The sequence below is a fragment of the Pseudomonas lactis genome, from assembly GCF_001439845.1.
Taxonomy (GTDB): domain Bacteria; phylum Pseudomonadota; class Gammaproteobacteria; order Pseudomonadales; family Pseudomonadaceae; genus Aquipseudomonas; species Aquipseudomonas lactis.
This window is the reverse complement of sequence record NZ_JYLO01000005.1, coordinates 189802-203062: the sequence shown is the minus strand read 5'-3', so window position 1 is coordinate 203062 and position 13261 is coordinate 189802. Positions and strand designations below refer to the sequence as shown.

Below are 13261 nucleotides of genomic sequence, written 5' to 3'. Positions count from 1 at the left end.
TTGCTGGTATCGCACAAACAATGGAGATCCAATGTGGGAGCTGGCTTGCCTGCGATAGCGGTGGGTCAGCACTATATCTGTATCTGACAGACCGCTATCGCAGGCAAGCCAGCTCCCACAGTTGGACTGTGGTGTTGTTCAGGTCGTATTTCAATCGTCCACCTGCTTGGGCGGCGGCAAGGTGAAACCCGACACCGACCTGCGCAACTGGCTGGCCATCTTCGCCAGGTTACCAATGCTTTCGGCGGTGGCGGTGGAACCCGACGAAGTCTGGGTGGTGATCTGCTGGATCACGTTCATGGTCAGGGAAATCTGCCCCGCCGATGAGGTCTGTTGCTGCGCCGCGTTGTAAATGCTCTGGATCAGCGCCGCCAGGGTTTTGGACACGCCTTCGATCTCTTCCAGTGCCACCCCGGCGTCCTGGGCCAGGCGCGCGCCGCGCACCACTTCGGTGGTGGTCTGTTCCATGGAGATCACCGCTTCGTTGGTGTCGGCCTGGATGGTGCGTACCAGGGTTTCGATCTGCCGGGTGGCCGCCGAGGAGCGTTCGGCCAGCCGTTGCACTTCATCGGCCACCACCGCAAAGCCGCGCCCGGCGTCACCGGCCATGCTGGCCTGGATCGCGGCGTTGAGGGCGAGGATGTTGGTCTGGTCGGCGATGTCGTCGATCAGGCTGATGATGTCGCCAATTTCCTGGGACGACTCGCCCAGGCGCTTGATGCGCTTGGCGGTGTCCTGGATCTGTTCGCGAATGTTGTCCATGCCGTGGATGGTGTTGTGCACCACCTCGTTGCCTTTGTTGGCGATCTCCACCGAACGCTCAGCCACCGCCGAGGATTCGGCCGCGTTGGCCGATACCTGATCGATGGACTGCGCCATCTGGTTGATGGCGGTAGACGCTTCGGCAATCTGCTGGGCCTGATGCTCCGACGCCTGGGCCAGGTGCATCGCGGTAGCCTGGGTGTCCTGTACCGCGCCCGCGACCTGCCCGGCCGTGAGGTTGATGGTGGCGACCAGGTCGCGCAGTTGGTCCACGGAATAGTTGATGGAGTCTGCGATGGTGCCGGTAAAGTCTTCGGTGACCGAGGCGGTGACGGTAAGGTCGCCGTCGGCCAGGTCTTCGATTTCATCCAGCAGGCGCATGATCGCGTTCTGGTTGCGCTCGTTCTTCTGCGCGGTTTCATGCAGTTGGCGGTTGGTCTCGCGCACCATGACCAGGCCGATCAGGATGATCGAGGCCAGCGCCAGCAAGCCCAGCACGTAACCGCCGATGGTGTCTAAACTGCGCCCGCTGGCGAGGTTTTCAAAACCGGTGGCCAGGTGCGAAGCTTCATCGAGCAGGGTTTGCGACAAGTTGAAAATATTGCTCGCCGAGGCGCGCACCTGGAACAACTGCGGCGAAGTCTCGAGAATTTCATCCACGGAGCCGGAGACAAATTCGAACAGCTCGGCAATGTCCGCCAGCCGCGCCCGGGCGTCCGGGTCTTCGACCTGGGTGATACGCAACCCCGGGTTGCCGTTGAGCATGCCATTGAGCACCGCGCCAAAACGGTTGGCATCGCGACCGAAGGCATCGGCGGCCTGCACGGCGGTTTCATCCCCCGCCAGCACCGTGTTGACCGCCCCCAGGATACGTTCGGCCAGCAGCGACTGGCGTTGGGCCAAGGCCACCTGGCTGGCCGGGGCGCCGCGTTGCAGCAGGCTATCCACGACCTTTTCCGACTCGATCTGCAGTTGCGGCACGGTTTCGGCCAGGGTCGCCGCCACCTGGTGCAACGACAACACGGTCTGCTCGCTGGCGAGAATAGCGTCGGTGTTTTTCAGCAGCGCCTCCCAGTCGGTCTGCACTGCCCGCATTTCGGCGCGTACCGCACTGGGCGCCGCCGGCAAACCGGTTTGCGGGTCACCTTTTTTCAGGTAGCCCCAGCGCTGGGCAAAATCGTTGCGCGCATCGCCCAGCAGCTTGAACGCCGCCGCTTTGCCGGCAGCGGCCTCGGTGGCGTTTTTGGCAATGCGCTGGGACAGCACGCGCAGCTCACCGGCGTGGCCGATGTACTGTTTATCGTAGGTGGACTGGGTGTTGAGGTACGCGAAGTTGGCGAACAGCAACATGATGAACACGATCAAGGCGATAAACAGCACGATGATCTGCGAACGGCTGCGCGAAGCGGCCTGGGGTTTGGGCGTGGTAGCGGTGCTCATGCGGCAACATCCATGAAGCCAGGGGCCTGGGCCAGGGCGAAGGGGCTGAAGACTTGCCACGGCGGGTCGCCGTCGAACTGGCCCTGAATAAACGGCGCGCTCGAGGCGGTGCTCGCCACCCAGGCGTCCAATGGGAAATGCTGCATGCCTACCACCTCATCTACCAGCAGCCCGACAAACAGGTCGTTGAACTCCACCACCAGCACCCGCCGTTGCTTGCGCGCCTTGGACAACTCAAGGCCAAGGAACCCGCCCAGGTCCATCACCGGCAGCAAGCGCCCGCGCAAGTTGGCCACGCCCTTGACCCAAGGCTTGACCCCCGGCATCAAGGTGCAGCGCGGCTCATGCAACACCTCGGCGACTTCGCCCATGGGCGCCACGTAGGCGTTTGGCCCTATGCGAAAGGCGATACCGCTCCAGCGTTGCAGGCGCGTTTCCTGGGACGGCAGGTCCGCGGCCAGCAAGCGGCAGCGGCGGTCGATGTCCAGCAGCAGCTCAAAAGCGGTTTGCGACTCGGTCATGATCGCAAGCCTTAGCCGGCCAGCACCTTGTTCAGGGTGGCGATCAGGGTTTCTTCATCCACCGGCTTGGTGAGGTAGTCCTTGGCGCCCTGGCGTTTGCCCCAGACTTTGTCGGTGTCCTGATCCTTGGTGGTGATGATGATCACGGGGATATCGCTGGTTTCGGGCGACTTGGACAATTGGCGTGTGGCCTGGAAGCCGTTGAGGCCCGGCATCACGATGTCCATCAGCACCGCGTCGGGCTTTTCCTGGCGGGCCAGGGCCACGCCATTCCCTCCGTTCTCGGCTTTCAGGACTTGGTGGCCGTGCTTTTCCAGCATGCCGGTGAGTTTGTACATTTCAGTCGGCGAATCGTCGACGATCAGAATACGTGCCATGGTTTTCCCCGCTACATTGGTCGGCGCCAGCCCTCGTGAGGCGGCGTCAGTGTGCTTGTTCTACTGCGGCGAACCCAGGCACATAAGCCTTGATCGCCCCCAGCAGTTCTTCCTTGCTGAAAGGCTTGGTCAAAAATTGATCGACACCCACAATGCGTCCCTTGGCCTTGTCGAACAGGCCATCCTTGGAGGACAGCATGATCACCGGGATCGACTTGAACGCCGGGTTGTTCTTCACCAGGGCGCAGGTCTGGTAGCCATCCAGGCGCGGCATCATGATGTCGACAAAGATAATGTGCGGGTGATGATCGACAATACGGGCCAGGGCGTCGAAACCGTCGATCGCCGTGATGACCTCGCACCCCATGTTCTTCAACAGCGTCTCGGCGGTGCGGCGGATCGTTTTCGAATCGTCGATCACCATCACCTTCAAGGCGTTGGAATGCTGTTCCATATCTGCTCTACCATCGCCACAGCGAATCGGTTTTCGGTGTGTACTGCCTGACGTTGCACAGGATGAACGCCGCAAGCCTTGGAATTCAAGGGCTGCTGCGCCGTGCCAGCCTTTTTAGCACAGTCTCCTGGCGCAATCTATCGAGGCACCCGCCCAGTGGTTTTTCCTTGACCCACAACAGCCGCAGCGCCACTCTGACGCCACTTTTATGCGCCCCAATTTGCTAGAGGAAATCCCCCATGAGCGTTCGCGTCGGCATTGTCATGGACCCTATCGCCAGCATTTCCTATAAAAAGGACAGTTCGCTGGCCATGCTCCTGGCCGCCCAGGCCCGCGGCTGGACCTTGTTCTATATGGAGCAGCGCGACCTTTACCAGGGTGACGGCGAAGCCCGCGCACGCATGCGCCCGCTGCAGGTGTTCGCCAACCCTGAGAAGTGGTTCGAGCTTTCTGACGAAATCGACAGCCCGCTGAGCGACCTCGACGTGATCCTGATGCGCAAGGATCCGCCGTTCGACATGGAGTTTGTGTACTCCACCTACTTGCTGGAGCAGGCAGAACGTGCGGGCGTGTTGATCGTCAACAAACCGCAGAGCCTGCGCGACTGCAATGAAAAGCTGTTTGCCACCCTGTTCCCGCAGTGCACGCCACCGACCGTGGTCAGCCGCCGCGCCGATGTACTGCGTGAATTCGCCGCCAAGCATGGCGACGTGATCCTCAAGCCGCTGGACGGCATGGGCGGCACCTCGATCTTCCGTCACCGCGCCGGCGACCCGAACCTGTCGGTGATCCTCGAAACCCTGACCGCCCTGGGCACCCAGCAGATCATGGGCCAGGCCTACCTGCCGGCGATCAAGGACGGTGACAAGCGTATCCTGATGATCGACGGCGAGCCGGTGGATTACTGCCTGGCGCGTATCCCGGCAGCCGGCGAGACCCGTGGCAACCTGGCCGCCGGTGGTCGCGGTGAAGCGCGGCCGTTGTCGGACAAGGACCGCTGGATCGCCGCTCAAGTCGGCCCGACCCTGCGGGAAAAAGGCCTGCTGTTTGTCGGACTCGACGTAATTGGTGAGAACCTCACTGAAATCAACGTCACCAGCCCCACCTGTATTCGCGAGATCGACAATGCATTTGGCACGAATATCGGCGAAATGCTGATGGCCGCCATTGAGCGCAAGCTAAAAGCCAAGTGACATAGAACAGCCGGACACACACCAACATTGCGTTATCATGCGCCATCTGTGAAACGCGCGATGTTGGTTTTCTTGTCATGACACTCCCGTCCGATCTGCCCCCCGAATTCACCCATAGCGGCGTGCGCCCGGCTGATCGTCTCGGTTTTACCCTGTTTCTCGCTGCGCTGATTCACCTCGCCCTGCTCCTGGGCGTGGGGTTCACCCTGGTGGAACCCAAGCAGATCACCAAAACCCTGGAAATCACCCTCGCCACGTTCAAGAGCGAAAAGAAGCCCGAAAAGGCTGACTTTCTCGCCCAGGACAACCAGCAAGGCAGCGGCACCCTCGACAAGAAAGCCGTGCCCAAGACCACCGAAGTGGCGCCCTTCCACGACAACCAGGTCAAGAAGGTCACCCCGCCGCCGGCGCCCAAGCCCGAGGTCAAGCAGGCCGCGCCCAAGGCTGCGGTAACCACCGTCGCGCCCAAGCCGCAAAAAGCCCCGACCCAGCGCGAAAAAGCCAAGACCGAACCCAAGCCCGAACCGGTGAAACCTGCGCCGACGTTCGACAGCTCGACGCTGTCCGACGAAATTTCCAGCCTGGAAGCCGAACTGGCCCATGAGCAACAGCTGTATGCCAAGCGCCCGCGCATCTACCGCCTGAACGCGGCCTCGACCATGCGCGACAAAGGTGCCTGGTATAAGGACGAGTGGCGCAAGAAGGTCGAACGTATCGGTAACCTCAATTACCCGGACGAGGCGCGGCGCCAGCAGATTTATGGCAATTTGCGCCTGCTGGTGTCGATCAACCGTGACGGCTCGCTGTATGAAGTGCAGGTGCTGGAGTCCTCCGGCCAGCCGCTGCTGGACCAGGCCGCGCAACGTATCGTGCGTCTGGCCGCGCCCTTTGCGCCGTTCAGCGGCGACTTGAACGACGTGGACCGCCTGGAAATCATACGCACCTGGCGGTTTGCCAAGGGCGACCGGTTGTCCAGCAACTGATCGCGCCCGCACTACAGATCGTTCCCACGCTCCGCGTGGGAATGCCGCCACGGACGCTCTGCGTCTGCCCTTGGGACGCGGAGCGCCCCGGGATGCGTTCCCACGCGGAGCGTGGGAACGATCAGCGATCAGGCTCGCGCCCGCACTTGTCAGTTCGCCCCTCCAACGCCACACTAGCGGACATGAAAAACGTCAGCCCGACCTACCTCAAGCACCAATTCCTGATCGCCATGCCCCATATGGCCGACCCGAACTTTGCGCAGACCTTGACCTACATCGTCGAGCACACGGCCAATGGTGCCATGGGGCTGGTGGTCAACCGCCCGCAGGAGCTGAACCTGGCGGATATCCTTGAGCAACTGCGCCCGGAAATCGACCCGCCGGCAAGCTGCCTGCACGTGCCGATCTACATCGGCGGGCCGGTGCAGACCGATCGCGGTTTTGTGCTGCACCCCACCGGGCCGAAGTTCCAGGCCACGGTAGACCTTGAAGGCGTGTCACTCTCCACGTCCCAGGACGTGTTGTTTGCCATCGCCGACGGCGTCGGCCCTGAGCAAAGTGTGATCACCCTGGGCTACGCCGGTTGGGAAGCCGGGCAACTGGAGGCCGAACTGGCCAGCAATGCCTGGCTGACCTGCCCGTTCGACGCTGACATCCTGTTCAACACCGCCAGCGAACTGCGCCTGGAAGCGGCCGCGGCCAAGCTGCGGGTCAACCTCAGCCTGCTGACCAGCCAGGCGGGGCACGCCTGATGGCTTTGCGTCTGATCCTCGGTTTTGACTACGGCACCAAACAGATCGGCGTAGCGGTTGGCCAGGTCATCACCGGCCAGGCCCGTGAGCTGTGCACCCTCAAGGCCCAGAACGGCGTGCCGGACTGGAACCAGGTCGAAGCCCTGATTAAAGAGTGGAAGCCTGACGCAGTGGTGGTCGGCCTGCCCCTGAACATGGATGGCACCCCGAGCGACATGTGCCTGCGCGCCGAGAAATTCGCGCGCCGCCTCAATGGCCGCTACAACCTGCCCTTCTATACCCACGACGAACGCCTTACCACCTTTGAAGCCAAGGGTGAGCGCCGTGACCGTGGCGGGCAAAAAGGCAGTTACCGCGACAACCCGGTGGACGCCATCGCCGCCGCCTTGCTGTTGCAGGGCTGGCTGGATGAAAACACCGCTTTATTTGAATCCTGACGGACGCGGCTTGCTGCTATGCCGTTTTTGTAGGAGCGAGCTTGCTCGCGAAGAACTCACAGGCACCGCGCACTTCCAGGTTTTCACGCGTTATCGTTGACGTTTTTCGCGAGCAAGCTCGCTCCTACACACTTAACAAGGAGCCACCATGAGCTTGCCGAACCCTGCCGAACTGATCAGCCAGATGGCGATACGCCTCAAGGCGCACCTGGAACACCGTGCCATCAGCGAACCGCGTTTTATCGGCATACGCACCGGTGGCGTGTGGGTGGCCCAGGCATTGCTGGAAGAACTGGGTAGCGATTCGCCCCTGGGCACCTTGGACGTGTCCTTCTACCGCGACGATTTCAGCCAGAACGGCCTGCATCCACAAGTGCGCCCATCGGCCCTGCCCTTCGAGATCGAAGGCCAGCACCTGGTATTGATCGACGACGTGCTGATGAGCGGCCGTACCATCCGCGCCGCCATGAACGAGCTGTTCGACTATGGCCGCCCGGCCAGCGTGACCCTGGTGTGCCTGTTGGACCTGGACGCTGGCGAGCTGCCGATCAGCCCGGACGTCGTAGGCGCGACCCTGTCGCTTGCCCCCCAGCAACGGGTAAAATTGTCCGGTCCCACGCCGCTCGAACTCGAACTGCAAGACCTTGCCCTTTAAACCGCCTTGTAAAGAGTCCCCGCGATGACGCCTCTAGATGCCAAGCGCCCGCTGCAGCTCAATGCTCAGGGCCAGTTGCAACACTTCTTGTCCCTCGACGGTTTGCCCCGCGAACTGCTCACCGAAATCCTCGACACCGCCGACTCATTCCTGGAAGTCGGTGGCCGAGCAGTGAAGAAAGTCCCGTTGTTGCGCGGTAAAACTATCTGCAACGTGTTCTTCGAGAACTCCACCCGCACCCGCACCACCTTTGAACTGGCGGCCCAGCGGCTGTCGGCCGATGTGATCACGCTGAACGTGTCCACCTCGTCGGCGAGCAAGGGCGAAACCCTCCTCGATACCCTGCGCAACCTGGAGGCCATGGCAGCCGACATGTTCGTGGTACGCCACGGCGACTCCGGCGCTGCGCACTTCATTGCTGAGCATGTGTGCCCGAACGTGGCGATCATCAATGGCGGCGACGGCCGCCACGCGCACCCGACCCAGGGCATGCTCGACATGCTCACCATTCGTCGGCACAAGGGCAGCTTTGAAAACCTCTCGGTGGCCATCGTCGGCGACATCCTGCATTCGCGGGTAGCACGTTCGAACATGCTGGCCCTCAAAGCCCTGGGTTGCCCGGATATCCGCGTGATTGCGCCCAAGACCTTGTTGCCCATCGGCATCGAACAGTATGGCGTGAAGGTCTACACCGACATGGCCGAGGGCCTCAAGGATGTGGACGTGGTGATCATGCTGCGCCTGCAACGCGAGCGCATGGCCGGGGGCTTATTGCCCAGCGAAGGTGAGTTCTACCGCCTGTTCGGCCTGACCACCGCACGCCTGGCCAAGGCCAAGCCGGATGCCATCGTGATGCACCCGGGGCCGATCAACCGTGGCGTAGAAATTGAGTCGGCGGTGGCCGACGGCCCACAGTCGGTGATTCTCAACCAAGTGACCTACGGCATCGCGGTGCGTATGGCCGTGCTGTCCATGGCCATGAGCGGGCAAACCGCGCAACGTCAATTCGAGCAGGAGCAGGCCCAGTGAAGCTCAGCATTCTCGGCGCCCGAGTCATCGACCCGGCCAGCGGCCTGGACCAAGTTACCGATCTACACCTGGACGCCGGCAAGATCGTCGCCATCGGCGCCGCCCCCGCCGGCTTCAACGCCGGCCAGAGCATTGACGCCAAGGGCCTGGTGGCCGCACCTGGGCTGGTGGACTTGAATGTCGCCCTGCGCGAGCCGGGCTACAGCCGCAAAGGCAATATCGCCAGCGAAACCCAGGCCGCCGCAGCCGGTGGTGTGACCAGCCTGTGTTGCCCGCCCAACACCAAGCCGGTGCTGGACACGTCGGCCGTGACCGAACTGATCCTCGACCGCGCCCGCGAAGCCGGCAATTGCAAAGTGTTTCCCATTGGCGCCTTGAGCAAGGGCCTGGATGGCGAACAACTTGCCGAATTGATCGCCCTGCGTGACGCCGGTTGCGTAGCCTTCGGCAATGGCCTGGAAAGCTTTCGCAGCACACGCACCTTGTGCCGCGCCCTGGAATACGCGGCCACGTTCGACTTGACGGTGATCTTCCATTCCCAGGACCGCGACTTGGCCGAAGGTGGCCTGGCCCATGAAGGCGCAGTGGCCAGCTTCCTCGGCCTGCCGGGCATTCCGGAAACCGCAGAAACCGTGGCTCTCGCCCGCGACCTGTTGCTGGTAGAACAAAGCGGCGTGCGTGCGCATTTCAGCCAGTTGACCAGCGCCCGGGGCGTGGCTTTGATCGCCCAGGCCCAGGCCCGTGGCTTACGGGTAACCGCGGATGTCGCCCTGTACCAACTGATCCTGACGGATGAGGCGCTGATCGACTTCTCCAGCCTGTACCACGTACAGCCCCCGCTGCGCACCAAGGCAGACCGTGACGGTTTGCGTGCGGCGGTGAAGTCGGGTGTGGTGTCGGCGATTTCCAGCCACCACCAACCTCACGAGCGAGATGCCAAGCTGGCACCGTTTGGCGCGACCGAGCCGGGCATCAGCAGCGTGGAGTTGTTGCTGCCATTGGCGATGACGCTGGTAGAAGACGGCTTGCTGGACCTGCCGACACTGCTGGCACGCCTGAGCGCCGGCCCGGCCGAGGCCCTGCGCTTGCCAGCGGGCCAGTTGGCGGTGGGCTCACCGGCGGACCTGGTGCTGTTCGACCTGGCAAGCTCGACGGTGGCTGGTGAGCGCTGGTTGTCCAAGGGCGAAAACTGCCCGTTCATCGGCCACAGCCTGCCGGCGACGGTGCGGTATACCTTGATGGATGGGCGGATCAGCTACCAGGCTTGACGCGCAAGCTCGTTCCCACGCTCTGCGTGGGAACGCATCCTGTGACGCTCTGCGTCAGCACTCCAAAGGTGGACGCGGAGCATCCTGGGCTGCATTTCCACGCGGAGCGTGGGAACGATTAGTGCTCAACGGCCGCTATTGCGCTCGGCATTGCGGATCGAAATCTGCGTGTTCAACGTCCAGAAGTCATACAGCACTCCGACCAGGAACAAACCGCCGGTCAGCAGGTAGATCAGGCCGGTGATCCATTTGCCCTGATACATGCGGTGCACACCAAACACCCCCAGGAACGCCAACAGAATCCAGGCCACGTTGTATTCAATCGGCCCAGCGGTAAACCGCAGGTCGGCCTCACGGTCCATGGCCGGGATCAGGAACAAGTCGATCAGCCAGCCAATACCCAGCAAGCCGAAAGTGAAAAACCAGATCGTACCGGTCACCGGCTTGCCGTAATAGAAGCGATGAGCCCCGGTAAAACCGAAAATCCACAGCAGGTAACCAATCGCCTTACTGTGGGTGTCGTGCTGCTGACCAACCTGTTGATAGGTGTTCATGAAGGACCTCTTTTGCGTCGATAGATAAATTTTTTCATTTTCTTTGTGACTTTTTTACGGGCGCCCGACGTACGGTAAATGGTATCTTCCTGCCCTCAAAGCCTTGTGCCACCTGCCTTGTGTAGGACAATTGCGGCGAATCGTCGCGTTTTTCCTGAGTTTGACCCCAAGGTTCAGTCGACAAACGGCCTGAGAACAGCACAAAAAGCTGTTATAAAGTTGCGCGCAAACCCATAAGAGCCACGCCTAATGCGACCATTTTTCAAGACATGGCTAACCATTTGCCTATTAATGCCACTGGCCGCCCACGCCACCAATCGTGAGCAACGACTTCCGAACGTTAACGGTTTCACGCCTAAAGTCCATAGCACGCCCAGCACTGCCAAATCAGCAAAGCCAACCGTCAGCCGCCCGACCCAACTGAGCAAGGTCAACGGCAAAGCGCTTTCCACCCAACTGGCAGTGAACACCAAGCAAAGCAGCAACGTGCTGAGCCGTGCCGTCAACGTGCTCGGTACACCTTATCGTTGGGGCGGTAGCAGCCCAAGTAAAGGGTTCGACTGCAGCGGGCTGGTGAAATATGCATTTAACGATGTGAAAGCGGTGGACCTGCCACGCACTTCCAACGCCATGGCGGCCGGCCATGGGTTGAAGGTTGACCGCAAGGACCTCAAACCGGGCGACCTGTTGTTCTTCAAGCTCAAGAGCCGCCAGGTCAACCACGTTGCCATCTACCTGGGCAACGACCGTTTTATCCACGCACCGCGCCGTGGCAAGTCGGTGAGCATCGACACGCTGAAAAAGCCGTTCTGGGACAAGAACTACGTAATTGCCAAGCGGGTACTGCCTAAAGAGCAGAACAGCAACCTGCGGATCGTGCAGCGCTAAGCCAGGCGTCACTGAAGCTCCCCATTTGAAATGCAATCAAATGTGGGAGCTGGCTTGCCTGCGATGACGGTGTGTCAGTTGGCAGAGAGAGTGCCTGACAGCCCGCTATCGCAGGCAAGCCAGCTCCCACATTGTGTGTCTGTGCGTTTTAGATATCTGCCGGCACCCTCGCCTTCTCCCGCGCCTCTTCCCGGCTGACCAGCCCTGCGCCGACCAACGCCTTCAAACTCATATCCAGGGTCTTCATCCCCAACGCCCCACCTGTCTGGATCGCCGAAACCATCTGCGCCACCTTGTCTTCGCGAATCAAGTTACGAATCGCCGGGGTGCCCAGCATGATTTCATGGGCGGCCACGCGCCCACCGCCCACTTTCTTCACCAGCACCTGGGACACCACCGCCTGCAACGACTCCGACAGCATCGAGCGGACCATCGCCTTCTCCCCGGCCGGGAAGACGTCCACCAGCCTGTCTACCGTCTTTGCCGCCGACGAGGTGTGCAGGGTGCCAAACACCAGGTGCCCGGTCTCTGCCGCCGTCAGCGCCAGGCGGATGGTTTCAAGGTCGCGCAGTTCACCCACCAGGATCACATCCGGGTCTTCGCGCAGGGCGGAACGCAGGGCCTGCGAGAAACAGTGGGTATCGCGATGCACCTGGCGCTGGTTGACCAGGGCCATTTTCGGCCTGTGGATAAACTCGATGGGGTCTTCCAGCGTGAGGATATGCTGGCGACGGTGTCGGTTGAGGTCGTCAATCATCGCCGCCAGGGTCGTGGACTTGCCCGAGCCGGTGGGCCCGGTCACCAGCACCAGCCCGCGAGGGAAGCGGGCGATACGCTGGAACACCTCGCCCAACCTCAGGTCTTCCAGGCTCTGGACCTCAGCCGGAATAGCCCGAAACACCGCACCCACGCCGCGATCCTGGCGGAACACGTTCGCCCGGAACCGGGCGACGCCTGGCAACTCGAAGGCAAAATCCGTTTCAAGAGATGTTTCGAAATCCTTTTGTTGATGTTTATTCAGCAAAGGGCTCAATAAGTCGACCACTTGGGTAGCGCTCAGCGCCGGCCCATCCAGGGGCCAAACCTCGCCATCAATGCGCAGCATGGGTGCCAGGCCGGCTGACAGATGCAGGTCTGAGGCGCCTCGGCTTACGCTGGCCGTCAGCAATTGCGTGATATCCATAGGGCTTTCCATTTCCAGTAGAATGCCGCGGACTCCATATCCACGGGCGCATCTTGAATGTCGACGATAGCAGACAACATCGGCCTGGTTAGCCAGCGCATCCGCGCCGCAGCCGACGCCGTGCAACGTGACGCAAGCAGCATCCACCTGCTGGCCGTGAGCAAGACCAAACCGGCGCAGGCAGTGCGCGAAGCCTATGCCGCCGGGCTGCGCGACTTTGGTGAAAACTACCTGCAGGAAGCCCTGGGCAAACAGGCGGAATTAACCGACCTGCCCTTGAGTTGGCACTTCATCGGCCCCATTCAATCGAACAAGACTCGTGCCATCGCCGAGCACTTCGCTTGGGTGCACTCCGTGGACCGCCTGAAAATCGCACAACGCCTGTCCGAACAACGCCCGGCCGACCTGCCGCCGCTCAATATCTGCATCCAGGTCAATGTCAGTGGCGAAGCCAGCAAGTCCGGCTGCACGCCCGCCGACCTGCCGGCCCTGGCCACAGCGATCAGCGCCCTGCCGCGCTTGAAGCTGCGGGGCTTGATGGCGATTCCCGAGCCGACGCAAGACCGGGCGGAGCAGGATGCGGCGTTCGCCACGGTGCGCGACTTGCAAGCCAGCTTGAACCTGGCGCTGGACACACTTTCCATGGGCATGAGCCACGACCTTGAGTCGGCCATTGCCCAAGGCGCCACCTGGGTGCGGATCGGTACCGCCCTGTTTGGCGCCCGCGACTACGGCCAGCCGTGAAATGGCTGACATCCCTCGAAA

The 13261-nt window shown here is 61.6% G+C and carries 15 protein-coding genes; 9 read left to right on the top strand and 6 right to left on the bottom strand.

Features of this window, described 5'->3' with window-relative positions:
- Positions 1–150: 150 nt before the first annotated feature.
- The 4 genes from TX24_RS09880 to pilG are packed head-to-tail and all read right to left on the bottom strand — an operon-like array spanning position 151 to position 3554.
- Positions 151–2202, bottom strand: a complete 2052-nt coding sequence (locus TX24_RS09880; protein WP_003195053.1) for a methyl-accepting chemotaxis protein — start codon at positions 2200–2202, stop codon at positions 151–153.
- On the bottom strand, positions 2199–2723 hold the full coding sequence (locus tag TX24_RS09875) for a chemotaxis protein CheW (RefSeq protein ID WP_034133982.1): 525 nt from the start codon (positions 2721–2723) through the stop codon (positions 2199–2201). Before TX24_RS09875 ends, TX24_RS09880 begins: the two co-directional genes overlap by 4 nt.
- Before the next feature lie 11 nt (positions 2724–2734).
- A complete protein-coding gene (gene pilH / locus TX24_RS09870) occupies positions 2735–3100 on the bottom strand; it encodes a twitching motility response regulator PilH (RefSeq protein ID WP_003195057.1) in 366 nt (121 codons plus the stop codon).
- Between the two features lie 46 nt (positions 3101–3146).
- Positions 3147–3554, bottom strand: a complete 408-nt coding sequence (gene pilG, locus TX24_RS09865; RefSeq protein WP_014720321.1) for a twitching motility response regulator PilG — start codon at positions 3552–3554, stop codon at positions 3147–3149.
- Between the two features lie 239 nt (positions 3555–3793).
- On the opposite strand from pilG, the gene gshB reads away from it, so the two are divergent.
- From gshB to TX24_RS09830, 7 genes are all read left to right on the top strand, one after another.
- Positions 3794–4747, top strand: coding sequence for a glutathione synthase (gene gshB / locus TX24_RS09860; RefSeq protein ID WP_003195061.1), 954 nt, complete (start codon positions 3794–3796; stop codon positions 4745–4747).
- Between the two features lie 77 nt (positions 4748–4824).
- Entirely contained in the window at positions 4825–5730 is a 906-nt protein-coding gene (locus tag TX24_RS09855; RefSeq protein WP_047711988.1) for an energy transducer TonB, read from the top strand.
- Positions 5731–5912: 182 nt separating this feature from the next.
- Complete coding sequence (locus TX24_RS09850; protein ID WP_003195065.1) at positions 5913–6482, top strand: YqgE/AlgH family protein; 570 nt, start codon at positions 5913–5915, stop codon at positions 6480–6482.
- Complete coding sequence (ruvX, locus tag TX24_RS09845; RefSeq protein WP_003195067.1) at positions 6482–6919, top strand: Holliday junction resolvase RuvX; 438 nt, start codon at positions 6482–6484, stop codon at positions 6917–6919. Before TX24_RS09850 ends, ruvX begins: the two co-directional genes overlap by 1 nt.
- 148 nt (positions 6920–7067) lie before the next feature.
- The gene (gene pyrR / locus TX24_RS09840) at positions 7068–7574 is read left to right on the top strand and encodes a bifunctional pyr operon transcriptional regulator/uracil phosphoribosyltransferase PyrR (protein WP_003195069.1); all 507 of its coding nucleotides are present in this window, start codon (positions 7068–7070) and stop codon (positions 7572–7574) included.
- Between the two features lie 24 nt (positions 7575–7598).
- Positions 7599–8603: an aspartate carbamoyltransferase catalytic subunit gene (locus TX24_RS09835; RefSeq protein WP_014720325.1), complete on the top strand. Its 1005-nt coding sequence runs from the start codon at positions 7599–7601 to the stop codon at positions 8601–8603.
- Positions 8600–9871 (top strand): dihydroorotase, encoded by a 1272-nt coding sequence (locus tag TX24_RS09830; RefSeq protein WP_034128939.1) that lies wholly within the window; start codon positions 8600–8602, stop codon positions 9869–9871. Before TX24_RS09835 ends, TX24_RS09830 begins: the two co-directional genes overlap by 4 nt.
- Before the next feature lie 125 nt (positions 9872–9996).
- Here TX24_RS09830 and TX24_RS09825 read toward each other — a convergent pair whose 3' ends face one another.
- Positions 9997–10425 (bottom strand): NINE protein, encoded by a 429-nt coding sequence (locus tag TX24_RS09825; protein WP_003195076.1) that lies wholly within the window; start codon positions 10423–10425, stop codon positions 9997–9999.
- A 249-nt stretch (positions 10426–10674) separates the two neighbouring features.
- On the opposite strand from TX24_RS09825, the gene TX24_RS09820 reads away from it, so the two are divergent.
- On the top strand, positions 10675–11313 hold the full coding sequence (locus TX24_RS09820) for a C40 family peptidase (RefSeq protein WP_057710249.1): 639 nt from the start codon (positions 10675–10677) through the stop codon (positions 11311–11313).
- Between the two features lie 148 nt (positions 11314–11461).
- Here TX24_RS09820 and TX24_RS09815 read toward each other — a convergent pair whose 3' ends face one another.
- On the bottom strand, positions 11462–12496 hold the full coding sequence (locus TX24_RS09815; RefSeq protein WP_057710248.1) for a type IV pilus twitching motility protein PilT: 1035 nt from the start codon (positions 12494–12496) through the stop codon (positions 11462–11464).
- A gap of 57 nt (positions 12497–12553) precedes the next feature.
- Here TX24_RS09815 and TX24_RS09810 point away from each other — a divergent pair, with 57 nt between their 5' ends.
- A complete protein-coding gene (locus tag TX24_RS09810; RefSeq protein WP_003195083.1) occupies positions 12554–13240 on the top strand; it encodes a YggS family pyridoxal phosphate-dependent enzyme in 687 nt (228 codons plus the stop codon).
- Positions 13241–13261: the final 21 nt, after the last annotated feature.

Coding starts and splice junctions, on each gene's coding strand:
- TX24_RS09835 (WP_014720325.1), top strand. CDS start 7,599: ATGACGCCTCTAGATGCCAAGCGCCCGCTGCAGCTCAATGCTCAGGGC.
- pyrR (WP_003195069.1), top strand. CDS start 7,068: ATGAGCTTGCCGAACCCTGCCGAACTGATCAGCCAGATGGCGATACGC.
- TX24_RS09875 (WP_034133982.1), bottom strand. CDS start 2,723: ATGACCGAGTCGCAAACCGCTTTTGAGCTGCTGCTGGACATCGACCGC.
- ruvX (WP_003195067.1), top strand. CDS start 6,482: ATGGCTTTGCGTCTGATCCTCGGTTTTGACTACGGCACCAAACAGATC.
- TX24_RS09820 (WP_057710249.1), top strand. CDS start 10,675: ATGCGACCATTTTTCAAGACATGGCTAACCATTTGCCTATTAATGCCA.
- gshB (WP_003195061.1), top strand. CDS start 3,794: ATGAGCGTTCGCGTCGGCATTGTCATGGACCCTATCGCCAGCATTTCC.
- TX24_RS09825 (WP_003195076.1), bottom strand. CDS start 10,425: ATGAACACCTATCAACAGGTTGGTCAGCAGCACGACACCCACAGTAAG.
- TX24_RS09850 (WP_003195065.1), top strand. CDS start 5,913: ATGAAAAACGTCAGCCCGACCTACCTCAAGCACCAATTCCTGATCGCC.
- pilG (WP_014720321.1), bottom strand. CDS start 3,554: ATGGAACAGCATTCCAACGCCTTGAAGGTGATGGTGATCGACGATTCG.
- pilH (WP_003195057.1), bottom strand. CDS start 3,100: ATGGCACGTATTCTGATCGTCGACGATTCGCCGACTGAAATGTACAAA.
- TX24_RS09810 (WP_003195083.1), top strand. CDS start 12,554: ATGTCGACGATAGCAGACAACATCGGCCTGGTTAGCCAGCGCATCCGC.
- TX24_RS09815 (WP_057710248.1), bottom strand. CDS start 12,496: ATGGATATCACGCAATTGCTGACGGCCAGCGTAAGCCGAGGCGCCTCA.
- TX24_RS09880 (WP_003195053.1), bottom strand. CDS start 2,202: ATGAGCACCGCTACCACGCCCAAACCCCAGGCCGCTTCGCGCAGCCGT.
- TX24_RS09855 (WP_047711988.1), top strand. CDS start 4,825: ATGACACTCCCGTCCGATCTGCCCCCCGAATTCACCCATAGCGGCGTG.